Raw genomic sequence first — 23283 nt, 5'->3', positions numbered from 1 at the left:
ACCGAGGAGGTGGTCGCCGTGGACACCACGGCAACACGGCCATGAAGACCATGGCCATCCGCCTGGAGGACGACCTGCACGCGCAGCTCGCGCTCCTGGCACAGCTGGACGGGCTGCCGGTGGCGGACGAAGTCCGTCAGGCCATCGAGAGCCACATTGCGCGCAAGCGCTCGGAGGAGGACTTCGAGCAGCGGGCCACCGAGTTCCTGGCTCAGATCGAGCGGGAATCGGTCGCCCGGCGCGATGCCATCCAGTCGCTCTTCGGCGACAAGGGCGAGGCTCCGACCCCGACCGAGCGGCCGTCACGCCGCCGGAACGGGCCGGGCAAGGAGGCCTGAGCCTCCGGTCGCCACACGGGGCGGAGGGGTCGCACCATGCGATCTCTCCGCCCCCACCCTTCGTTGGGCATTCGGCCAGAAACTCCGGCCGGAATTGGCGGGGTTTTCGGCAATTCGCCGTGGATCCCCGTCCACGCCGGATGGTACGATTTGGACCAAAGGAACTTACCAATGAAACCACCAATTATCCCCACAGTTGACCCCCACCAACTCGGCGACTACGTCAAGCGTATGCGCGAGCGGCGAGGCTTCTCTGTGCGCGGGCTGGCTGCGGCTGCGAGAGTCGACGCCACTTGGCTGTCGCGTTTGGAGCACGGCGAGTACACATCCCCCGACCCTCGCCACCTGCGGCTTCTGGCCCAGGTACTTGAGATAGAGACGGCGGACCTCTACGTGATGGCTGGCTACCGCGGCGGTGAAGGGCTGCCGGGATTCGTCCCGTACCTTCGGGCTAAGTACGATCTACCAGCAGAGGCCATTGAGCAGCTGCAATCCCACTTTGAGCTTATCAATGAGAAGTACAAGGACGAGGAGGGAAGCAGCGATGCGCGGCGTGGTCGCTAGCCTCAGAGACTTCGTGCCCATCCGGCCCCTGACTCTGACGGAGGCGTTCCGGGTGGCTGAGCTTCAGGCCGCCAAGTTCCTGGAGCTGTCTGGCGTGACCGAGCCGCCCGTGCCGGAGAAGGCCATCACGGGCCTGCCGAGGGTCCAGGTGGAGCGGGTCAAGCTAACTCCGACGTCGGCCGCGACTGAATGGTCCCACGGCCGGTGGCTGATCCTGTTGAACGCAGCGGAGGCGGCCAACCGTCAGCGCTTCTCCCTGGCCCATGAGCTCAAACACATCGTCGACAACCCCTTCATCCACTTGCTCTATCCGGCCGTGCGAGGGGCGTCGCATTCTGACCGGGCCGAGCAGATCTGCGACTACTTCGCTGGCTGTCTGCTCATGCCCCGGCCCTGGCTGAAGCGACAGTGGGGCCGAGGCGTTCAGGACCCGCGGGTGCTGGCCCGGCGGTTCGAGGTGTCGCAGGCGGCCATGAATGTGCGCCTGCGCCAGATCGGCCTGAGCGAACCGGTCCCTCGCTGTGGAGTAGCGGTGTAGGAGGAGCGACATGGCACAAGCCCTGAAACGGAAATCGCCACCAGCCGAGCTGGCGCCAGCGGAGCAGCCCAAGCGGGCGGTTGTCTACCTGCGGGTGTCTACCACCAAGCAGGCCGAGAAGGCCGAAACCGAGGAAGGCTACTCGCTCCCAGCCCAGCGCGGCGCCTGCTACCGCAAGGCCGCCCAGCTGGGGGCCATCGTGGTCGATGAGTACGTCGACTTGGGCGAGTCCGCCAAGACGGCCGATCGCCCGGGACTTCAGGCCATGCTCCAGCGCATCCGAGAGGTCGGCGACGTCGACCTCTTGATCGTTCACAAGGTCGACCGGCTGGCTCGCAACCGCGAGGACGACGTCATCATCAACGCCGGCCTGCGGGCAGCTGGCGTCCGGCTGGTCTCGGTGACGGAGAACATCGACGAGACGCCCTCGGGGAAGCTGCTGCACGGCATCATGAGCTCAATCGCCGAGTTCTACAGCTCCAACCTCGCGACCGAGATCCTGAAGGGGACCGTCCAGAAGGCGGCAGAGGGCGGAACCCCCTTCCTCGCCCCGATTGGCTACCTCAACGTCCGGAAGTTCGTAGACGGCAAGGAGTTCCGGACCGTGGAGAAGGACCCCGAGCGGGCCCCCCTCGTGCAGCACGCATTCGAGCTCTACGCCACCGGCGAGTACTCGCTGAAGACGCTACTGGTGATAATCACGAAGGCGGGCCTACGCCAGCGGGCCACCCGCACTCGTCCCGAGCGACCCCTTCGCCTCGGCCAGCTGTCGAAGATCCTGCACAACCCCTACTACATCGGTATCACCCAATACCGCGGCGTGGAGAACGAAGGGAAGCACCCGCCGCTCGTCGGTCGAGAGCTGTTCGACCGGGTACAGGCCGTGCTCCGGGCCCACAACAAGGCCGGGGAGAAGCAGCGAACCCACAACCACTACCTCAAGGGGATTCTGTGCAACCGCTGCCTTGCCCGTTTGTGCCTCACCAATGCCAAGGGCCGCTATCTCTACTTCTTCTGCGCCACCCGGCACAAGCACTCCGCTTGCGACCTCCCGTACCAGCTCGCCCACGAGGTGGAGGACGCGATCATCGACTACTACGGCACCGTCCAGGTGTCCCCGAAAAGGCTACGAACCGTCCGGGCTGGCCTGCAGGCGGAGATCGCCAGGCAACGCCGGCGCACGGACCGGGCTGCCAAGCGGGCCCAGATCCGGCTGTCGCAACTCCGGGCCGAACGGGAGCGGCTGCTCCAGGCCTTCTACGCGTCCGCCATACCCCTCGATCTCCTTAAGGCAGAGCAGGAGCGGATTGGCCGGGAGATGCTTGAGGCGGAGCGAGCCGTAACCGCTGCCGAGACCGATTGGGCGTACGTGGAGGAGACCATCGAGATCGCGCTCGAGTTGCTCGCCAACTGCGCGCAGGAGTATGAGGCGGCCAGTCCCGCCACAAGGCGGCTCTACAACCAGGCGCTCTTCGAGCAGCTGAAAGTGGATGAAGACAAGGTCGAAGGAGAGTTCGTTGACCAGTTCGAGTTCCTCCTGACCGGCAGGGTGAAGCGCCGACAGGAGGCTGAGGCGGACCGCCAACCTGTTCTTGCGGGTATCGGTTCGAATAAGGAACCTTTGGTGGACCTGACCGGATTCGAACCCCCGGCGGATTCGCGATCCGACCTCGCTACAGCGGGAGGTTGGACAGGACCATGATCCTGGGCTCGGTCATCTCGTCCATGGCGTCGCGGAGGCCTTCGCGGCCGAAGCCGGATTCCTTGGCGCCTCCGTAGGGGATCTGGTCGGCCCAACCCTGGCCGTAGGCGGGCCGATGGCTTGTCAGGCGGTGGGGCGGCTCTCAGCTCGTGACGGTGGTTCCGGTCATGGCGGGTGCGCCGTGCTCGCTCCCAGACACGCGAGATGCGATGTGCTTCGCCACGTGCTGGGCGTCCCGGCTCACGCCGGGCAGGACGTCCGAGGTGGCCGCGTACTGGAAGGGGAGCCCCATGAAATAGAGGCCCGGCTGGCCCTGCACCACACCACGATCATGGAGGGGCTCCCCGCCGTCCCCGAACACCGGGAGGTCGATCCACGGGAAGGACGGCCGGAACCCCGTGCACCAGATCACGTTCGCCACGTCCAGGACCCGGTGGTCCTCCAACTCGGGCAGCCCGTCCCGGACCCCCACCACCCTGGGGCCCCGCTCGACCCCGGCGGCAGCCAGCTCCTTTGGCCGGATCCGGATGAGCGGCGTGCCCTTGGACAGGAACTTCGGGCGGACCTTCCGGCCGATCGGCGTCCCGGTGGTGAGCACGTGATGGCCGAGGAACCGGACTCCCCGGACCAGGAACCGGAAGGGGATGCCCCCGTGCCGAGCGGGGATGTGCCCGGGCTCCTTGCCGGCCAGGAACGTCCGGTGGGTGCGCGACACCTCGAAGGCGAGCTCGGCACCGGAATTGCCAGCACCGACCAGCAGGACGTCGCCGTCACGGAGCTGGGACGGGTTGCGGTACCCGCTCGAATGGAGCTGCACGATGGACGGACCCAGCTCGGTGGCGAACGCAGGGACCCTGGGGGTCTGGCAGGCCCCCGTCGCGACCACCACCTGGTCGGCTTCGAACCGGGTGTTTCCGGCGGCGACCACGTACCGGTCCCCTTCCACCGAAAGCCCATCCACCTTGACGCCGGTTCGCACAGAAAGGTCGAATCGCCCCGCGTAGCTCTCCAGGTAGTCGCCCAGCTCGTCCTTGGTGGGGAACGACCAGGGATGGGCCGGGAACAACATGCCAGGAAGGCCGTCATAGCGGGCCGGCGTGAACACCCGGAGCGAGTCCCACCGCTTCCGCCAGGAGTCGCCGATCCGCTCGTTCGCGTCCAGGATGACGAACGGCCGGCCTCGCCTCGACAGGTGGTACCCCACCGACAGGCCGGCCTGACCGCCGCCGATGATCACGGTCTCGAACCGCTCTGTGCCGACCGTCCCTTCCATCGCTCTCCTCCTTCGATCCGGCTGTGGCAGGACGGTATGGCGCCGGGCCGCGTCGACTCATCGCCGGAACCAACCAATTCGAGGTCGAGGCCGTGGTCAGAAATGACCACGGCGAGGGGCGAGCGGAGGGGCCCGGTCAGGCCAGGCGGTGCTCGAAGGCGAACGCCGTCGCGGCGGAGCGTGACGAGACGTCGAGCTTGGCGAAGATGTTCTGGAGGTGCCGGGCCACCGTGTGCTCGCTGATCACCAGCTCGGCGGCGATGTCACGGTTGGACTTGCCGGCGGCCACCAGGCGGAGCACCTCGATCTCCCGCCCGGTGAGCCCTCGAGGAAGGCCCGGCTGCTCCGCCAGCAGCTCGGCGGCCCGTTCCGCGTCGGCGGCGGCGCCCAGCCGCTCGAACGCCGCCAGCGCCGCGCGCAGCTCCAGCACCGCGTCCTCCCGGTCGCCCGCCTCGCGCAGGGCGAGCCCGTACAGCATCCGGGTTCGAGCCGCCTCGTAGGGCAGCCGGAGCTCCTGCCACACCCCGCAGGCGCGGCGCAGGCTGTCCAGGGCGCCGGGCACGTCGCCCTCGGCGAGCCGCACCGCCCCTCGAGCCGCCGCCCCGGCCGCGTCCAGCGCCGGCGTCGCGAACTCGCCTGCGATTCGCTCCAGCTCGTCGGCGGCCGGAGCCGCGGTGTCGAGGTCCCCCGCCGCGAGGGCCACGTCGATCTGGGCCGCCAGGAGCCGGGCCCGGCGGAGCCGGTTGCCGCGCTCGCCGGCGACGGCCACGCGGAGGGTGGTCACCGCGGCCTCCACCTTCCCCTGGGCCAACCGGAGGAGGGCCAGCCCCGGCTGCGGCTCGAACCCCAACGCGTGGGCGCGTCCGAAGGCCTCCTCGGCCCCGGCCAGGTCGCCGAAGCGCCGGCGGATCTCGCCGACCCCGTAGATCGCGGCGGCGGCTGCGATCGGGTTGAAGCTCATCAGCTCCTCCGAAGCCCGGGCGGACTCGGCCTCCGCCTCAGACCAGGCGCCTCGGAGCGTCGCCACCTCGGCGCGGTTGACCCGGCACAGCCCGGGATACGGGGAATCCGGCGGCAGGGACTCGCACCACGCCCGCGAGGCATCGGCCCACTCGCCGGCCCGACGGACGTCCGCCAGCGCCAGGCAGGCCTCGAGGACGTTGCAGTAGACCGCTCCCGTGTAGAACTGGCTGAGCTCCCCGGTCACGACGGAGGTCATGGCCTCGTCCAGCAGCGCCAGGCCCTCGGTGACCCTTCCCCCGGCGATGAGCACCAGCCCCTCCATGTGGATCCCCATCGCGATGAGGTCCCGGTGGCCGAGGCGTTGCCCGATCCCCGTGGCCCGCCTCACCAGGACCATCGCCCCGTCGAGGTCACCCTGGAACCGCGCCATGGTGGACTCGAGGATGCCCAGGAACCCGTGCTCGACGCCTTCCTCCTGCTCCTGGAGATGTCGCTGCGCCCGCATGTGCCATCCCGCGGCGACGGCGGGTTCGAACCGCAGGAAGTGGTCGATGCTCAGCCGCACCGCCACCGAGCCCGCGGCCCGATCCTGGCCGGCCGCCGCGTGGCCGGAGTAGGCGCGTTGCCGGAACGCGATGGACTCCTCGATCCTGGAGCGCCACCAGGCGGCGTCGGCGAACCCCTCCCAGTCCTCAGGGGCCAGCAGGGACGGATCGAGGCTCCCGAACTCCTCGTGGGCCTCCGCCCACGCCTCCCGCCTCACCGCGTCGCGGGCCCGTTCGATGCCGACCGGCCGTTGAACCAGCGCGCTCCCCTTCCTTCTTCGCGACCCGAGCTCCCCCCCGAAGCTCGACGGGCTGTGGCTACAGCGGGAGGTTGGACAGGACCATGATCCTGGGTTCGGTCATCTCGTCCATGGCGTAGCGGAGGCCCTCGCGGCCGAAGCCGGATTCCTTGGCGCCGCCGTAGGGCATCTGGTCGGCCCGGAACGCGCTGACGTCGTTCACGATCACGCCGCCCACCTCCAGCTCGCGGTGGGCCAGGAAGGCTCGCTCGATGTCTCGGGTGAACACGCCGGCCTGGAGCCCGTACGGCGAGTTGTTCACCTCGGCCAGGGCCTCCTCGAACGTCTGGTACGAGCCGACCGTCACCACCGGGCCGAACACCTCCTCGCACCGGACCTTCATCTCGGGCGTCGTCTTGGCCAGCACCGTCGGCGGGTAGAAGGGGTCCTGCCGCTTGCCGCCGGTCAGGACCTCGGCGCCCGCCCCGACGGCCTCGTCGACCCACTCGGCGACGCGCTCCAGGGCGCCGGCGTCGATGAGCGGTCCCACGTCCACCGTCGGGTCCATGGGGTCGCCCACCTTCAGGCCCTCGACGTGCTTGACCAGCCGCTCCAGGAACGGCGCCTCCACCTCGGCCTGGACCAGCACCCGCTGCACCGCGATGCAGCTCTGGCCGGCCTGGTAGTAGCCCCCCACCGCCACCCGTTCGGCGGCGTGGTCCAGGTCGGCGTCGGAGTGCACGATCACGCCGGCGTTCCCGCCCAGCTCGAGCGTGACGTGCTTGCGTGGGTCCAGGCCCTTCAGCTTCCAGCCGACCGGGCTGGAGCCGGTGAAGGTGATCTTGGCGAACCGCCGGTCCTTGACCAGGGCCTCGGCCTTCTCCGAGGCCAGCGGCAGGACCGAGAACATGCCGGGCGGGAGGTCGGTCTCGGACACGAGCTCGGCCAGCACCAGCGCCGACAGCGGCGTGGCCCGGGCCGGCTTCAGCACGATCGGCGCGCCCACAGCCAGCGCCGGCGCCACCTTGTGCGCCACCAGGTTCAGCGGGAAGTTGAACGGGCTGATCCCCAGCACCGGCCCCAGGGGGAACCGGCGGATCAGGCCGGCCCGGCTTCCCAGCGACGCCTCGGTGTCCAGGCGCATGAGCTCGCCGCCCATGCGCCGGACCTCCTCCGACGCCCACCGGAAGGTCGACACGGCCCGGGCGGCCTCCACCCGGGACCACTTCAGCGGCTTCCCGCCCTCGCGAGTGATGACCTCGGCCAGCTCGTCCCCGCGCTCCTGAAGACGTCGCGACACGTGGGCGAGTGCCTCCGCCCGGGCGTGAATAGGAAGCCGCCGGCTGTCCTCGAACGTAGACGCGGCCCTGGCCACCGCTACCTCGGTGTCGGCCTCGGTGGGGACGGCCACCTCCGCCACCACGCTTCCGTCGTACGGACTCTTCACCGAGAACGACTCGGAGCCGGTTCGCCACTCGCCGGCCACGTAATAGGGACGGACGGCCATCTCGATCACCTCGCGTCGCTCGACGGGAACCCGACGACCGCGTCAGTCGATCGCGGCCATGACGTGCTTGAGGTTCGTGTACTCCTCCACGGAGTAGATCGACATGTCCTTACCGTACCCGCTCTTGGTGTAGCCCCCGTGGGGCATCTCCGGCGTCAGCGGGATGTGCGTGTTGATCCACACCGTCCCGAACCGGAGCTTCCGCGAGGCGTTCAGCGCCCGCCCCACGTCGCGCGTCCACACCGACGCGGCCAGCCCGTAGTCGACGTCGTTGGCCCACGCGATGGCCTGGTCGTCGTCCTCGAACCGCTGCACCGTGACCACCGGGCCGAACACCTCCCGCTGGACGATCTCGGCCCTCTGGTCCACGCCGGTGATCACGGTGGGCTGGATGAAGAACCCGGCCCGGTCCAGTCGGTCGCCTCCGGTCAGCACCGACGCGCCTCCCTCCCGGGCCCTGGACAGGAACCCCATGACCCGCTCGAAGTGCTCCTTCGACACGACGGGACCCATCTCGGTGGCCTCGTCCTGCGGGTCGCCCACGACGATCGACTGCACCGACGACACCAGGTTCTCCAGGAGCGAGTCGTACACGCGCGGACCGGCCAGCACCCGCGTGGCTGCCGTGCAGTCCTGGCCGGAGTTGAAGTAGCCGGCGATCTTGATCCACTCCACCGTGGACTCCAGGTTGGCGTCGTCGAACACCACCACCGGGGCCTTCCCGCCGAGCTCCAGATGCACCTTCTTCAGGGTGTCGGCGGCCGCGCGGGCGACCTCCTTCCCCGTGGTGACCTCACCGGTCAGCGACACCATCCCGACCCCCGGGTGCTTGACCATCGCCGCCCCCGTCGGCACGCCGTCCCCGGTGATCACGTTGAACACGCCCGGCGGGAAGATGTCGGCGGCCAGCTCCGCGACCCGCAGCATCGACAGCGGCGTCCATTCCGACGGCTTGATGACCACGGTGTTCCCGGCGGCGAGCGCCGGCCCGAACTTCCAGATGGCCATCCACAACGGGTAGTTCCAAGGGGCGATCAGGCCGACCACGCCGATGGGCTCGCGGCGGAGCATGCTGGTGAACAGGGTCCCCTCGGCCTTGAAGTACTCGCCGACGGCTCGGCCCTCGAGCATCCGGGCGGCGCCGGCGAAGAACCGCAAGTGGTCGGTCATGACGGGCATCTCGTCCCGCATCACGGAGGCCACCGGCTTCCCGACGTTCTGGGACTCCAGGTGCCCGATCTCCTCATCGTGCTCGTCGATGGCGCGAGCCAGGGCCAGCATCATGGCCTGGCGCTCGCCGGGCGTCGTGTCGAACCAGGTCTCGTCGAAGGCCCTGCGGGCCGCGCCGACCGCGCGGTCCACGTCCTCCTCGGACGCCCGGGGCGTCTCGGCGATGGTCTCGCCGGTGGCGGGATTGACCACCGGGAGGGTCTCGCCCGCCGATCCCTCGACCCATTCCCCGCCCACGAACATCCGCTTGGTGGCGACGGCGACCATGGTTTCCCCCTTGGTGTGCGCTGGCTGCAACGTGCTCCGAAGGCCCGAGTATGCCTCCAGACCGCCGGCCCCGCGACTCGGCCCGCCGCTCCGGGCCGTCGCCCGGGACGCTCCCGGGAGCACCGAAGGGGTAGCATCGGGCACCGCCGTTCGGAAAGGGGCAGGTGGGGATGGAAGTCGGCGCGGGGGGCGCCGCCAGGCCGGAGGCGACGCAGACCGTGGAGCCGGACGCGCCGGTCCGTCGGCCGGGGTCGTGGACCGTCCTCGCCTCCTACGTTGCGCTGGTCGCGGCCAGCCACATGCTGTGGATCTCCTTCGCCTCGGTTACCGGGAAGGCGGCGCACGCGTTCCACACCAGCGAGGTCTCCATCGGGCTGCTGGTGTCGGTGGGACCGCTGTGCTCTGCGGCGCTGTCCATCCCCGCCGGGCTGGTGGCCGACCGCCTGGGCTACCGGACCCCTCTGCTGTGGGCCGGGCTGGCCACCTCGCTCTTCGCATTCCTCCGGCCGGTGGCCGGGGACTTCCCCCTGCTGCTCGTGCTGACGGTCGGGCTGCTGCTGCCGCAGCCGTTCCTCATCAACGCGGTGGCCGACGTGGTCAACCGGCACTTCCCGGAGGAGGAGGCCGCCACGGCCACCGGCCTGGGGACCATGGCCATCTTCCTCGGGATCACGCTGGGGCTGATCGTCACGCCCGGGCTGGTGCCGGCCGTGGGCGTGCGGGGAACGCAGCTGGTCTACGCCGGGGTGTCGCTGGTGGCGCTGGCCGTGTTCTGGCGCATCGCGCCGTCGCCGGTCCCGGAGCGCCTGGTGGCACCGGAGGAGCTCTCCGTCCGCCAGGCCCTCCGGCGGGTCCTGCGGTCACGGACCCAGTGGAAGCTCTCCGCGGCGCTGTTCCTGGGGTTCGGCTTCTACCTGGGAATCACCACCTGGCTCGAGGAGATCCTGAAGCCGCGCGGCATCGGCGAGACCGGCGCGGGGCTGGTCGCCGGCATGATCACCATCGCCGGCATCGTGGGCTCCGTGGTGCTGGGGGCGACCAGCGACCGGATCCGGCGGCGGAAGCCGTTCCTGGTCCTGGCGGGAGTGGTCGCCGTGCCGACGCTGTGGCTGCTGGGGCACCTCGGCTCGCTCGGTGCGCTGGTTCCGGTGGCCTTCGTGATGGGGTTCTTCCTGCTGGCGGCGCTGCCCATCTCCATCGCGGTGGCCTCCGAGGACCCCACGCTCGGTCCCCAGGTCGGGAGCACGGCGGTGGGGGTCATGCTGCTGGCGGGGAACCTGGGCGGCGCCGTGATCGTGGGTCTCATGGGCGCGCTGAAGAGCCTGGAGGGGAACTTCCATGCAGCGGTGGCACTGACCAGCGCGCTGGCTGTGGCGGTCGTGCTGATCGCGCTGACCGTCCCCGAGCCGCTCCGCCAAGCGGCCGCGCCGCTCAGCCCCGCCGGCGCCGGCACTGACGTCCGCTGAGCCGCTTGTGGAGCACGTGCTCGGGCTGGACCTGGGGACCTCCGGGTTGAAGCTTGCGCTGGTCACCGTGCGCGGCCAGATCGTGGCCTCGGCGCTCGAGCGGTACCCGCTGCACCTCCTGCCGCACGGCGGCGCCGAGCAGGACCCCGAGGACTGGTGGGGGGCCGTGGTCCGGGGGACGCGCCGGGTCATGGGCGCGAGCGGCGCCGACCCGGCAAGCGTGATCGGCGTGGGGTGCAGTTCGCAGTGGTCGGGAACGGTGCCGGTGGATGCGGACGGCCGGCCCCTGACCCGGGCCATCATCTGGATGGACTCCCGCGGCGCCGAGCAGATCCGCCGGATCGTCCGCGGGTTCCCCATGGTCCAGGGCTACGGGCTGGGCAAGCTGGTGGCGTGGATCCGCCGGACCGGCGGCGCGCCGGGGCACCAGGGGAAGGACTCCATCGCGCACGTCCTGTTCGTCCGGGAGCACCTGCCGGCGATCCACCAGCGGACCCATCTGTTCCTGGAACCGCGGGACTGGATCAACTTCCGGCTGAGCGGGCGCATGGTCACGTCGTCCGACGCGGTGACCCTGCACTGGGTGGCGGACGCCCGGGACGTCAACGACGTCCGCTACGACCGGAAGCTGCTGCGCATGGCCGGCCTGGACCGCTCCAAGCTGCCCGACATCGTCCCGGCCGCCAGCGTCCTGGGGCCGCTGCGAGCCGAGGCCGCCGCAGAGCTGGGACTGCCCGGCACCGCGCAGGTGGTGACGGGCGCGCCGGACAACATGGCCGCGGCCATCGGGGCCGGCGCGGTCCGTGACTTCGACGCGCACCTGTGCCTGGGCACGTCGTCGTGGCTGAGCTGTCACGTGCCGTACAAGAAGACGGACCTGTTCCACAACATGGCCTCGCTGCCTTCGGCCATCCCCGGGCGGTACTTCCTGGCCAACGAGCAGGAGTCGGCCGGCGTTTGCCTGGTCGAGCTGAAGGAGAACGTCCTGTTCCCCCCGGATGCCGGCCCCCACCCCGAGGACCCCTACGGCACGATGCTGGCCCTGGCGGAAGCCGCACCAGCCGGAAGCGACGGCCTGATCTTCGCGCCGTGGGTGAACGGGGAGCGCACGCCGGTGGACGACCGCACCGCCCGGGGCGGGTTCTTCAACCAGTCGCTCGGGGTGACCCGCGGCCACCTGGTCCGGGCCGTGCTGGAGGGCGTGGCGTACAACTCGCGCTGGCTGCTGACGTACGTGGAGAAGTTCATCAAGCGGCGCCTGGACGCGATCACGGTGGTGGGCGGCGGCGCCCGGTCGGAGCTGTGGTGCCAGGTCGTGGCCGACGTGCTGGACCGGACCATCCTCCAGTCCGAGGACCCGGTGTTGGCGAACGCGCGAGGCGCAGCGCTCCAGGCCTCGGTGGCCCTGGGCCGCCTGACCTGGGACGAGGTCGCCGGCAGCGTGCCCGTCGCCCGGACCTTCCAGCCCGATCCCCACAACCGCGCCGTGTACGACGCGCAGTTCCGGGAGTTCCTGAACCTGTACAAAGCGACCAGGAAGATCCACGCGCGGCTGAACGCGAACCGGTAGGCCGCGGCTGCGGGGACGAACGCCGAGAGGACGTGGGCACATGGACATCGCCGACATCGCAACCAGGCTGGAGCGCCTCGACCCGCGCGTGGCCCGCGCGGCCGAGCGAGTGATCGCCGCGGTCCCGGCGCTCCGGAACCGCCTGGACCGCGAGTACGACCGCATCCTGGCCGGGATGCAGGACGCCGTGAAGCCCTACCGGGGCCGGGCGGCCGCGTTCCCACGCCTGCCGGTCAACGGGTTGCCCCGCGTGGAGGTGTTGCGCGAGGTCGCTGAGCTGGCCGGCATCGAGCGGCCCCGGTGGCAGGAGGGGTTCGCGTCGGGAGCCGTCTATCAGGGTGACGACGACCACATCGGGTTCCTGAACGAGGTCTACGCGCTGACCTCGCAGCTGAACCCGCTGCACGCCGACCTGTGGCCGAGCGGGGCGAAGTACGAGGCGGAGATCGTGTCCATGACCGCGGCGATGCTCGGGGGGGACCTCATGGCCGACGCCGCGAACGGCGGGGATCCCGCCAGGCAGGTCGTCGGCACGGTCACGTCCGGCGGGACCGAGAGCATCCTGCTGGCCATGAAGACCTACCGGGACTGGGCCCGGCACCGGCGCCGGATCACCCGGCCCCGGGTGATCGCACCCTCCTCGGCGCACGTCGCGTTCGACAAGGCGGCGCAGTACTTCGGCATCGAGCTGGTCCGCGTGCCCGTGGGGCCGGACTACCGCGCCGACGTCGCGGCCACCCGGCGCGCCATCACCCGGAACACCATCGCGCTGGTCGGCTCGGCGCCCGGGTTCCCCCACGGCGTGATCGACCCCATCGAGGAGCTGGCGGCAATGGCCGCGGAGCGACGGATCGGCTTCCATACCGACGCGTGCCTGGGCGGGTTCGTCCTGCCGTGGGCCCGCCGGCTGGGGTACGACGTTCCCGGGTTCGACTTCGGCGTCCCGGGGGTCATCTCGATGTCCGCGGACACCCACAAGTTCGGCTACGCGGCGAAGGGGACATCGGTGGTGCTGTACCGGGGGACCGAGCTGCGCTCGTACCAGTACTTCGTGGCCACGGAATGGCCGGGCGGTCTGTACTTCTCGCCCACCCTGGCGGGCTCGCGGCCCGGCGCGCTGTCCGCCGCGTGCTGGGCGGCCATGGTGGCGACGGGCGAGGAGGGGTACCTCGACGCGACCGGGCGGATCCTGGAGACGGCGGCCACCATCCGGCGGGGGATCTCGGAGATCCCCGGGCTGCATGTCCTGGGCGACCCGCTGTGGGTCATCGCATTCGGGTCCGACTCGCTCGACATCTACCGCGTGCTGGAGCACATGGGGCGGCGGGGATGGAGCCTGAACGGGCTGCACCGGCCGACCGCGGTGCACATCTGCGTCACGCTCCGCCACACCCAGCCCGGCGTGGCCGAGCGCTTCCTGTCGGACCTCCGGGAATCGGCACAGGAGGTCCGGTCGGAACCGGCGGAGAAGGAGGGCATGGCCCCCGTCTACGGCCTGGCCGCGACGATGCCCTTCCGGGGCATGGTGAGAGACCTGCTCAAGAAGTACATCGACCTCCTGTACCGGCCGTAGGCGCAGGTCCCAGACCCTACGAGCTCAGCGCGGCGGTCCGGGCCAGGATCGCGTCGGCTTCGGCCATGGAGGGCCGGGCTCCCAGGCGCTGGAACAGCTCCCGAGCTTGGCGAAGCGGCGGCTCGGCCTCGCCGGCCCGGCCCAGCGCGACGAGGCACCGGCCCCGGCCCAGCAGGGCGTGCGCGCGTTCCGGGACCACGCCGAACGCCTCCCACCGTTCCGCGGCTTCCGCGTACCGATCGGCAGCAATGCCGAGCTCTCCGCGCGCCTCCGCCACGACGGCGTCGGCGGCGCGCAGCGCGTGCTCGCCGTACGGGTTCATCGTGCCCACCCCCTCCGCCAGCCCCGCGGCAAGGTCCAGGTCGCCGATCCCGGCCGCCAGGCGAACCAAGTCCGGGAGGTAGGCCGGATACACCGGACTCTCCCGGACGTTCGGCGTTCCGGCCAGCGCGACCAGCACCTCCATGGCCCGGTCGTGCAGCCCGGCGCCGCCATACGCCAGCGCCGCAGCGGTGAATCCGGCCGTGACGTCCTCCGTGGCCCCGGACGCCCGAGCCGCCTCCACCAGCCATTCGGCCATGTCCAGCGCGGCGGAGAACTCCCCCCGCTTGGCCAGGATCCGGCACCGGACCCACCGGACCTGGATCAGGTCCGCGGCGTCGCCGATGGCCTCGGCCCGCTCACCCAGCGTCGCCGCCAGGTCCAATGCCCGATCCCATTCCCCCAGGTCGATCAGCACGTCGAGCGACCCGGTGCGCATGGCGTCGGCCATCTCGGCGATGCCGCGGCGCTCCGAGAACTCCTCGCCCTCCCGGAGCGTGGCCGCCGCGCTGGCCGGCCCCTCAATCGGCGTCACCGCCACGGCCAGGTTGTTGTACAGAACCGCGGCGTCGCGACCGTCGCCTCGCTCGATCGCAGCCTCGAGCGCCGCCCGCATGCCCGCCAGCCCGTCCGCCTCCCCCAGCGACGCGCGCCCGTAGCCGCGGAAGCCCAGGGTTCGCGGGGGGACCTCCAGCCCCAGCTCCGCGGCCAGCGCCACCGCCCGGTCGGCCCACTCGATGGCGGGGCGAAAGAGCCCCAGCACCACGTTCACCCCGGACATCCGCGCGTACGCGGCCACCAGGTCCGGACCGGGCGGCTCCCGCTCCAGCAGCGCCACGGCCTCGGCGGCCGGCTCCTGTTGCCCCGCCCCGCCCAGGCTGACCCGGATGCTCGACAGGACCCCCAACGCGCGGGCGGCGGCCAGGCGGTCTCCCCGTTCCCGGAATGCGGCGATGGCTTCCTCGAGCGCGGCGGCGGCCTCCGGGAACCGGCCGGCCTGGCGAGCGGCGTCGGCCCACCGGACCAGCACAGCGGGGCGCTCGGGGTGCCCGGGCGGCGCGAGGTCGAGCGCCCGCTGGAAGCTGACCTGGGCGGCTCCCACGTCCAGGCCCAGGGCGCGATCCCCCGCCGCCATCAGGAACCTCAGGGCCGGCCCGGACAGCTCCGACGCCAGCCGGTCCTCGCCGCACGCCTCCGCCAGCCGCAGGGCCCGGGTGTAGTGGTGGGCCAGGACCTCGGCGTGGTCCTCGACCCGACCCCCGCCCGATCCCTCGATCCAGGCGGCGACGGCCCGATGCTTGACCGCCCGGTCGGCTCGCGGGATCTGCCCGTAGGCGACGTCGCGGACCAGCACGTGCCAGAACCCGAACTCCCGCTGTCCTTCCATCGACGAGACCCGGGACGGGCGGATGAGCTCCTTGCGAGAGAGCTCGTTGAGCGCCTCGGCCACGTCGCGGGGCTCGCGTCCGCCCATCGCGAGCAACGCCCCCGACCAGAAGACCTTCCCCACCACCGCGGCGTCCTGGAGCAGGGCCTTTCGGTCGGGCTTCACCGTGTCCAGGCGCGCCGCGATGAGCGCCTGGATGGAGTCCGGGAACGGCACCTCGGCGCCCTCGGCCAGGCGGAGCGTCCCACCCCGCTCGACCAGCAGCTCGCGGTCGCGGAGCATCCGCACGAACTCCTCCGCGTACAGCGGGTTCCCGCCGGCGCGTTCCAGCACGACGGCGTGGACCTCCGCGGGAAGGACCGCGTGGTCGAGCAGCGCGGCCACCAGGCGCGAGGTCTCCTCCATCGACAGCGGAGCCAGGTTCACCGTCGTCGCGTTCCGCATCCCCCCGGCCCAGGTGGGATGGCGCTCGTACAGGTCGGGCCGGGCCGTGCACAGCAGGACCAGCGGCACGCCGTGGGCCCATTCCGTCACGTGGTCCAGGAACGCCAGCAGGGCGGGGTCGGCCCAGTGGAGATCCTCGAACACCAGCACCGTGGGATCGGCCGCCGCGACGCTCTCCAGGAACCGGCGCCACGCCGTGAACGACTCCTCCCGGTCCGCCGGCGACTCGGCCTCCAGGCCGACCAGCGGCGCCAGGCGCTGGCGCAACCACTCCCGGTCCCCCTCGGCCTGGGGGATGACGGCGTCGAGCTTGGCGGCGACGTCCCCGGCCCCGTCCGACTCCAGGATCCCGGCGTGGGCCTTCACGATCTCGCCGAGGGCCCAGAACGTGATGCCCTCCCCGTAAGGCAGGCACCGGCCCTGCCGCCACACCACCCCCTCGGGCTGCCCGTCGACATGGCGTCCGAGCTCGGCCACCAGGCGGCTCTTCCCCGCGCCGGGTTCGCCCACCACCGAGACCAGATGCACCATGCGGTCGCGGACCGCCCGGTCGAACGCGCCACGAAGGGCCAGCAGCTCCTGCTCCCGCCCCACGTACGGCGTGGCGTGGGACAGAGCCACGTCCACACCGAGCCGAGCCCGGGCCTCGCGGACCACCCAGACGGGAAGCGGCTCCGCCTTTCCCTTCACCGTGACCGGCTCCAGGGCCTCGTACACGAACCGGCGTTCCGTGGCCCGGAACGTCTGCTCCCCGACCAGGATGCCATTCACCGGCGCCACCGACTGAAGGCGCGAGGCCGTGTTCACCACGTCGCCGGTCACCGCCTCGCCGATCTGGGGGCCGGACCCGTACGCCACGACCGCCTCCCCCGTGTTGATGCCGACTCGAACCGCCAGGTTCAGCTCGGGGTGCGCTTGGTTGAGCTCCGCGATGGCGTCGAGGATGGCCAGGCCGGCCCGGACGGCTCGTTCCGGGTCGTCCTCGTGAGAGACAGGAGAGCCGAACACCCCGAGCGCAGCGTCCCCGATGAACTTGTCCAGGCTGCCGCCGTACAGCTCGATCTCCCGCTTCAGGCGGGTATGGAACGGGCGGAGCATGGCCTTGACGTCCTCGGGGTCGGCCCGGTCGGAGCGGGCGGTGAAGCCGACCAGGTCGCAGAACAGCACCGTGACGATCTTGCGTTCCTCGCGCGGGCGGCGGACCTCCCCCAGCGCGGCCCCGCAGTTCAGGCAGAACTTCGCGCGGTCGGGGTTGTCCTCGGCGCAGCTCGGGCAGGTCGCCACGGAAGAGGAGTCTAGGCCGAGGCGCCTCGCCTCCGGCGCTCCCGGGCCCAGGCCAGGACGTCCTCGACGGGCTGGAAGTTGAGGATGCGCTCCTTCGGGATGCCCGCCAGGATCGCGGAGGCCAGGCCGAAGTCCATGTACCGGAGCTCCCGCACGCTGTGGGCGTCGGTCCCGATGGAGATCCGCACCCCGGCCTCGCGGGCCACTGCCAGCAGCTCGACGTCGAGGTCCTGGCGGTACGGGCTCGCGTCGATCTCCACCGCCGTGCCCTGTTCGGCGGCGGCCGCGAACACACGATCCCAGTCCGCCCACAGCCCGGCCCGGCGGTCGAACATCCGGCACCGGGGGTGGGCCAGCACGTGGACGGTGGGGTTGCGGACCGCCGCGAGGTAGCGGTCGGTCTGGTCCTCGGTCAGGCGGAGCTTCGAATGGAACGCCCCCAGCACGAGGTCGAGGCGGCTCAGCGCCTCGGGCTCCATGTCGCCCTCGCCCTCCGGCGACAGGTTCATCTCGATGGAGTGCAGCACCCGTGGCCCCGAACCGGCCGCTTCCAGGGCCCGGTTCAGCGCGGCGATCTCCTCGGCCTGTCGCGCCAGCCGTTCCTCGTCCATGCCGTTGGCGATGGGCAGCCCCTTGGAGTGGTCGGTGATGCCGATGTACTCGTAGCCGAGGGCGGCGGCGGCCTCGGCCATCCCCGGCAGCGGAACGCTCCCGTCGCTGTAGGTCGTGTGCATCTGGAGGTCGGCCCGAAGCTCGGCTCGCCAGTGGTCGTGTCCCTCCAGAGCAGCGTCGACGTCGGCCCGGGTCAGGAAGCCGCGACGCAGGGCAGGGGGCTCGGGGACCTCCGGTGGGTCCGCCAGCCACTCCGAGAGCATCCCTGCCACCCACGGCCCCACCCGCCACAGGTCGGTGAGCGCGCCGCCCCGCTCGAGCACGGCGGCGGCCGGTTCGGTCCATCCGAACATGGCGGCGCGGGAGGCCCCGTGCAGAGCCCGGCGGCGATGGGCGGTCTCCGCCTCGGCCGCTCGGGCCAGCAGCTCGGCCAGCTGGGCGTTGGACAGCGTGGGTTCGATGGCGACCAGGCTATGCCAGCGCGGCGGCCACTCGCCCCGGTTCCGGGGAGCCGTTTCGCGGGAAGGCTACAGTCGTCATGGCGAGGCTCCGACGATCCGATCCCGCCGCCCCCGGACTCCTCCGCCGGCGGAACGGGCGGGGGTTCGTGTACCTGGATCCGTCCGGCACCCGCATCACCGACCCGGAGGTCGTGGAACGGATCCGGGGCCTGGCCATCCCCCCGGCCTGGAAGGACGTGTGGATCTGCCCCCATCACATGGGCCACCTCCAGGCCGTGGGCACTGACGCGGCCGGCAGGCGGCAGTACCTGTACCACCCACGGTGGCGGGAGCGCCGGGACCAGGAGAAGTACGACCGGGTGATCCGCTTCGCCCGGGCCCTCCCCCGCCTGCGCAAGGCGGTGTCCCGCGACATCGCCGGACCCGACATGACCCGGGAACGGGTGCTCGCGTGCGCGGTCCGGCTGATCGACCGGGGGTACTTCCGGATCGGATCGGAGGTCTACGCGGAGGAGCACGGCACGGTGGGAGTGGCCACGCTGAAGAGGGACCATGCGCGGATCGAGGGCGGCGCCGCGGTGTTCGACTACCCGGCCAAGGGGGGCAAGCGGGTCACGCAGGCGGTTTCGGATCCCGAGGTGGTGGAGGTGGTCCGGACGCTGAAGCGGCGTCGGGGTGGAGGCGAGGAGCTCCTGGCCTACCGCCGGGGCCGGACCTGGGTCGACGTCCGCTCCGACGACGTCAACGAGTACATCAAGGAAGCCGCGGGCGACGACCACTCGGCGAAGGACTTCCGGACCTGGCACGGCACCGTGCTCACCGCCGTGGCCCTGGCGGTGTCGGCACCGGCGTCGCGGTCCAGGACCGCCCGCAAGCGCGCGGTGCGCTGGGCGGTGACGGAGACCGCTCGCTCGCTGGGCAACACGCCGGCGGTGTGCCGAGCTTCCTACATCGACCCGCGCGTGTTCGACCGCTACCGGGCCGGCGTCACGATCGCCGGCGTCATCGAGGCCGTGGGGGCCGAGCCGTTCACCGAACCGCAGCTCCAGGCCCAGGTGGAGGCCGCCGTCCTGGACCTCATCGCCGGGGAATCCGATTCCGAGGCGCTGGAGCGCGTGGCCTGAGACGCTGGAGCGCGTGGCCCGAGCGACCCGCCTACAATCCGGGCATGGCCACCGGCCGGGGCGTCGCCGTCATCACCGGGAGCTCCAGCGGGTTCGGGATGCTCTCGGCGGTCGAGCTGGCGGGAAAGGGATTCCGGGTCTACGCGACCATGCGGAACCCCGGGAAGCGCGACAATCTCGACCGGGCCGCCGCCGAGGCCGGCGTGTCCGTGGAGGTCCTCCCGCTCGACGTCACCAGCGACGAGTCCGTGGCCGCCGCCTTCGAGAAGGTCCTGGCCGAGGCCGGCCTGGTCGACGTGCTGGTCAGCAACGCCGGCTACGGGGTCGGCGGCTTCGTGGAGGACACCTCGATCGAGCAGTTCCGGGAGCAGTTCGAGACCAACTTCTTCGGCGGGGTGCGGGTCGTGAAGGCAGTGCTGCCCGGGATGCGGGAGCGCCGCTCGGGCCGGATCATCCTGATGTCGAGCATCGGCGTCTTCAACTCCGTGCCCGGCCTGTCCGCGTACAACGCCAGCAAGGCGGCCCTGGAGGCCTTCGGCGAGGCCCTCCGCTACGAGGCGGCCCACGACGGGATCTTCGTCACGCTGATCGAGCCGGGGACGTACGCCACCGACATCTTCTTCGACAACGCGAAGTACGCCGAGGGCATGCAGGACCCCAGCTCGCCGCACTACGAGCGGAGCCGGCGCCTGGAGCGCTTCGCCATGAAGCAGGTGGAGCGCCGCCGGAAGGCCGACCCGCGGGAGGTGGCCCGCAAGGTCGCGCAGGCGGCGACGGTCCGCCGGCCGAAGCTCCGCTACCTGGTCGGGACGGACGCCCGGCTGATCAAGCCGGTCCGGGCGGTGATGCCGGTTCGGGTGACCGAGGCCGCGGTCCGCAAGATCCTCGAGGGGTAGCCCCGGCCCGGTCAGGGCGTGGCGGGCAAACCAGCCGTCCGCGGCGAGATGGTCGCGATGGCGTCCAGGGTCACCCGAGCGAACTCGCCGGCCTGGAGCGCGACGGCGGCGTGATCGCCGGCGAACTCGAACACCTGGGCCCGAACGGCACGGGCCAGCGCCCGCTGCTTGTCCGGCGCCACCAGGCTGTCCTTCGTGGTGACCACCACCGCCGTGGGCACGTCGATGGAGCCCGCGAACGGCCGGGCGTCGAACCGCCCGAGCGCGCGTCCCGCCTCCGCGACCTCCGTGGGATCGTTCCGGCGGAACTCGCCGTCGGCCCACGCGCGGAACCGGAGCAGGGACGTCGGGACCTCCTCGATTCCCCCCGTCAACCGGAGCAGGACGATCCGCCCCGTGGGCCACCGGAGAAGGAGGCCGAGCGGCCCCGTGAGGTGCCACACCAGGCGCTCACGCGGTGATCCGCTGAACTCGAGCGCCGTCGCTTCCAGCACCAGCCCTGCCACCAGCTCCGGGTGGCGTTGCCACACCAGCATGGCCACCGGCCCCCCCATCGAGTACCCGACCACCAGGGCCCGCTCCACGCCGAGGTGCCGCAGCAGCGCCGCCGCGTCGTCGGCGCAGTCCTCCAGCGAGAACGGACGGTGGCTGCGGATGCCCCGGCCGTGGCCGCGGAGGTCGGGGGCGATCACCGGGTGGTGCCGCGAGAGCTCATGGAACAGCAGGAACCAGTTGAGGTCGGCGCTGGCCATCCAGCCGTGGAGCAGCAGCACGGGCACGCCCTCGCCGCCTTCGGAGGCGCCCGATGTGCCCGACGTACCCGACGTGCGACGGACGAACATCTCCCCTCGCCCCGGAACGGTCACGATCTCCGCGGGGGGAAGCACCGGCAGCACGAGCCCCTGGTCCTCCAGCGTGGGGTAGGGATCGAGCTTCCTCCCCACCCACGAGATGCGCCGGGGCCGCTCGCCGGGCTGGCCCTCCCCCTGCTCCCGCCGCTCCCGGAGGACCGCGCGCACGCCCAGGCCCGCCAGGACGGCCGCCGTCCCGACCACCCAGCGCCTCGATCCCGATCGCTCTGGTGACGCGCCCACGGAACGGTTCCTCCTCCAGGGATGAGGTCCGATCGTACGCCGAGCGCGACGCTGAACGACGCCGCCGGATGTACGCTCGCGAGACCATCCAGGCGCGGCGGGGACGGCGCGAGGACCGGGAGCAGGCATCGTTGGAGTGGGTCCTTCATCGATCGAACACGACCGAACGCATCCGCGAGGGCATCGCCGCCGGGTTCGACCGGCTGGAGATGGACGTGTGGTGCAAGCGGGGCGAGCTTCGCCTGTCGCACGATCCCAGCGTGGGACGGTTCGTCCTCGGCCCGAACGGTGTCGCGCTCGGCGCGTCCACCCCGCCCCGGCGATGGCTCACCGTGGTTCGCCGCGTGGAGACACACCTGACGCTGCCGGAGGTCATGCAGGAGGCTCGCGGGCTCCCGCCGCTCCTCCTGGACCTCAAGGGCAGGTGGCCGGATAGCGGTCTGGAGCGGCTGGCCTCGCTCCGCGACGGTGAACCGGACGCGGTGTGCTCTCCGGACGCCGGGGTCGTGGAGCGCTTCGCGCGTCTTCGCCCCGAGGTCCTGCCCATGTACGGCGAGCCGCAGGCTCGGGGCGGCGTGCTGGAGCGGCTCCGCGGCCAGGCCCGACGGGGGGGGATCCCGGTGGCCGTCTCGGCCAGGGCGGCCACGCTCACCGGCGACGACGGCGCGCGCCTGTACGCCCGGTGGCGGGACGCCGGGCTGCGGGTCTACGTGTGGGACGTCCCCGATGCCGGCGTCCTTCGCCTGGTCATCGCCATGGGCCTGGATGGAGCCATCGTCCGGGAGCCCGGCTGGATCCACGAGGTCGCGGCGTGAGGGACGCCTACGGCTTCGGGGTCAGCCCCAACTGCATGAAGACGCCCAGATACGACGGACCTAGCTCGCCGCGCTGTCCGCCACGCGCCGGAGCGTCTTGGTCATGTACGACTTCAAGATGGACGGGCCGGCCACCTTCATGATCATGACGGCGACGCGGCCCTTCGCGTTGCTGGGAGTCCGGTTCCACTCCAGGTCCACGTGGCTCCCGCCGCCCTGCTTCGGCTCCACCCGGACCTCCACGTAGCTCCCCGGTCGGCAGAAGTTGCTCTCCAGGACCTCCCAACGCACCACGCCTGGGGTCGACCACTCGTAGCGCTCCCGAGCCCACACTTTCACGGGCTTGGAGCTTCCCTCCCGGATCTCGGCCGATGTCTCGCCCACCGAATACACCTCGTAGAACTCCCGGGCCAGGCCCGGCCAGATCTCCGGCCGGCCGTCCGAGAAGTCGATCAGCGCGTCGACGACCTGCTGCGGCTCGGCCGCCGTCTCGATCCCCACGTTGAACTTCGCCATCGTCGTCTCCCTTCGTTGGAGGCGGTGCCGCCCGGAATCACGAACGGAACTGCACCGCCGAGTCTCACGTCACGCCTTGGCCGGCGCCATCTCGGGGACGACCCCGAGCTGCTGGCAGCCCCAGCAAGTCCGTCTGCGTCCTCCCTTCCTCGTGCTCACCCGTTGACGCGGCCATCGTGCGGGAAGGGAGGCCGCGGGCCATCGGGAGATCTCCCGATCTTCGCCGGTGGCGGTCTGCCGCTTCAGCTCGCGAGGGGGCCGACCAGGTCGTGTTCCATGGCGAACAGCGTCGCCGCCGCCCGGGTGGAGACTCCGACCTTCGTGTAGATGTGCTGAATGTGGGCGTCCGCCGTCTTGGGCGCGATGGTCAGGGCCCGGGCGATCTCCCGGATGGACAGGCCGCGGGCCACCAGGCGAAGCACCTCGACCTCCCGCGCGGTCAGGGAGGCCACGTGCTCGCGGCGCCGGCGCGCCGGGTGCCCGGCCGCCTCCAGCACCGCCTCGATCGCGTCGGCATCCAGACGGCCGGCGCGGACGTCCGCGCGCAGCTCCTC

At 71.4% G+C, this 23283-nt stretch carries 19 protein-coding genes and 1 pseudogene; 10 read left to right on the top strand and 10 right to left on the bottom strand.

Annotation, left to right across the window (positions count from 1 at the left end; all coding sequences use genetic code 11):
- Positions 1-41 precede the first annotated feature (41 nt).
- The 4 genes from M3Q23_00180 (at position 42) to M3Q23_00165 (ending at position 3142) form a co-directional block, all read left to right on the top strand.
- Complete coding sequence (locus M3Q23_00180) at positions 42-338, top strand: DNA-binding protein (protein ID MDP9340534.1); 297 nt, start codon at positions 42-44, stop codon at positions 336-338.
- A 171-nt stretch (positions 339-509) separates the two neighbouring features.
- Positions 510-902 (top strand): helix-turn-helix domain-containing protein, encoded by a 393-nt coding sequence (locus M3Q23_00175; protein ID MDP9340533.1) that lies wholly within the window; start codon positions 510-512, stop codon positions 900-902.
- 52 nt (positions 903-954) lie between these two features.
- Positions 955-1440 (top strand): ImmA/IrrE family metallo-endopeptidase, encoded by a 486-nt coding sequence (locus M3Q23_00170; protein MDP9340532.1) that lies wholly within the window; start codon positions 955-957, stop codon positions 1438-1440.
- Between the two features lie 10 nt (positions 1441-1450).
- Positions 1451-3142: a recombinase family protein gene (locus M3Q23_00165; GenBank protein MDP9340531.1), complete on the top strand. Its 1692-nt coding sequence runs from the start codon at positions 1451-1453 to the stop codon at positions 3140-3142.
- Here the strand turns inward: M3Q23_00165 and M3Q23_00160 are convergent.
- From M3Q23_00160 to M3Q23_00140, 5 genes and pseudogenes are all read right to left on the bottom strand, one after another.
- Positions 3114-3233: pseudogene (locus tag M3Q23_00160) on the bottom strand (aldehyde dehydrogenase family protein). The gene M3Q23_00165 and the pseudogene M3Q23_00160 sit on opposite strands and share 29 nt — an antisense overlap.
- A gap of 51 nt (positions 3234-3284) precedes the next feature.
- Entirely contained in the window at positions 3285-4415 is a 1131-nt protein-coding gene (locus M3Q23_00155) for an NAD(P)/FAD-dependent oxidoreductase (GenBank protein ID MDP9340530.1), read from the bottom strand.
- Positions 4416-4551: 136 nt separating this feature from the next.
- On the bottom strand, positions 4552-6141 hold the full coding sequence (locus M3Q23_00150) for a LuxR C-terminal-related transcriptional regulator (GenBank protein MDP9340529.1): 1590 nt from the start codon (positions 6139-6141) through the stop codon (positions 4552-4554).
- 100 nt (positions 6142-6241) lie between these two features.
- Positions 6242-7669: an aldehyde dehydrogenase family protein gene (locus M3Q23_00145; GenBank protein MDP9340528.1), complete on the bottom strand. Its 1428-nt coding sequence runs from the start codon at positions 7667-7669 to the stop codon at positions 6242-6244.
- Between the two features lie 42 nt (positions 7670-7711).
- Complete coding sequence (locus M3Q23_00140) at positions 7712-9166, bottom strand: gamma-aminobutyraldehyde dehydrogenase (protein ID MDP9340527.1); 1455 nt, start codon at positions 9164-9166, stop codon at positions 7712-7714.
- A 170-nt stretch (positions 9167-9336) separates the two neighbouring features.
- Between M3Q23_00140 and M3Q23_00135 the strand changes: the two genes are divergently transcribed.
- From M3Q23_00135 to M3Q23_00125, 3 genes are read left to right on the top strand one after another with little or no spacing between them, the layout of a single operon-like run.
- Positions 9337-10632 (top strand): MFS transporter, encoded by a 1296-nt coding sequence (locus tag M3Q23_00135; GenBank protein ID MDP9340526.1) that lies wholly within the window; start codon positions 9337-9339, stop codon positions 10630-10632.
- A gap of 7 nt (positions 10633-10639) precedes the next feature.
- Complete coding sequence (locus M3Q23_00130) at positions 10640-12202, top strand: FGGY-family carbohydrate kinase (protein ID MDP9340525.1); 1563 nt, start codon at positions 10640-10642, stop codon at positions 12200-12202.
- Between the two features lie 40 nt (positions 12203-12242).
- Positions 12243-13775, top strand: coding sequence for an aminotransferase class V-fold PLP-dependent enzyme (locus tag M3Q23_00125; GenBank protein ID MDP9340524.1), 1533 nt, complete (start codon positions 12243-12245; stop codon positions 13773-13775).
- A 16-nt stretch (positions 13776-13791) separates the two neighbouring features.
- Here M3Q23_00125 and M3Q23_00120 read toward each other — a convergent pair whose 3' ends face one another.
- Positions 13792-17211, bottom strand: a complete 3420-nt coding sequence (locus M3Q23_00120; protein ID MDP9340523.1) for an AAA family ATPase — start codon at positions 17209-17211, stop codon at positions 13792-13794.
- Positions 17212-17222: 11 nt separating this feature from the next.
- Positions 17223-18176: a PHP domain-containing protein gene (locus M3Q23_00115; protein ID MDP9340522.1), complete on the bottom strand. Its 954-nt coding sequence runs from the start codon at positions 18174-18176 to the stop codon at positions 17223-17225.
- Between the two features lie 185 nt (positions 18177-18361).
- On the opposite strand from M3Q23_00115, the gene M3Q23_00110 reads away from it, so the two are divergent.
- Together M3Q23_00110 and M3Q23_00105 are read left to right on the top strand one after the other, a co-directional pair.
- Positions 18362-19408 carry a DNA topoisomerase IB gene (locus M3Q23_00110; protein ID MDP9340521.1) on the top strand — a complete coding sequence of 349 codons (1047 nt, stop codon included), beginning with the start codon at positions 18362-18364 and terminating at the stop codon, positions 19406-19408.
- A 44-nt stretch (positions 19409-19452) separates the two neighbouring features.
- On the top strand, positions 19453-20304 hold the full coding sequence (locus M3Q23_00105) for an SDR family NAD(P)-dependent oxidoreductase (GenBank protein ID MDP9340520.1): 852 nt from the start codon (positions 19453-19455) through the stop codon (positions 20302-20304).
- A gap of 11 nt (positions 20305-20315) precedes the next feature.
- Here the strand turns inward: M3Q23_00105 and M3Q23_00100 are convergent, their stop codons facing one another.
- Positions 20316-21398 carry an alpha/beta hydrolase gene (locus M3Q23_00100; GenBank protein MDP9340519.1) on the bottom strand — a complete coding sequence of 361 codons (1083 nt, stop codon included), beginning with the start codon at positions 21396-21398 and terminating at the stop codon, positions 20316-20318.
- 68 nt (positions 21399-21466) lie between these two features.
- Here M3Q23_00100 and M3Q23_00095 point away from each other — a divergent pair, with 68 nt between their 5' ends.
- A complete protein-coding gene (locus M3Q23_00095) occupies positions 21467-22213 on the top strand; it encodes a hypothetical protein (GenBank protein ID MDP9340518.1) in 747 nt (248 codons plus the stop codon).
- Between the two features lie 60 nt (positions 22214-22273).
- Here the strand turns inward: M3Q23_00095 and M3Q23_00090 are convergent, their stop codons facing one another.
- Complete coding sequence (locus M3Q23_00090; protein ID MDP9340517.1) at positions 22274-22729, bottom strand: SRPBCC family protein; 456 nt, start codon at positions 22727-22729, stop codon at positions 22274-22276.
- A 242-nt stretch (positions 22730-22971) separates the two neighbouring features.
- Positions 22972-23283, bottom strand: a 312-nt coding sequence (locus tag M3Q23_00085; GenBank protein MDP9340516.1) for a LuxR C-terminal-related transcriptional regulator, incomplete at its 5' end; no start/stop codon positions are given.

The sequence above is a fragment of the Actinomycetota bacterium genome (genome assembly GCA_030774015.1).
In the GTDB taxonomy this organism is placed as follows: domain Bacteria; phylum Actinomycetota; class UBA4738; order UBA4738; family JACQTL01; genus JALYLZ01.
The sequence above is the reverse complement of the archived record's forward strand: the minus strand, read 5'-3'. Positions and strand labels throughout refer to the sequence as shown.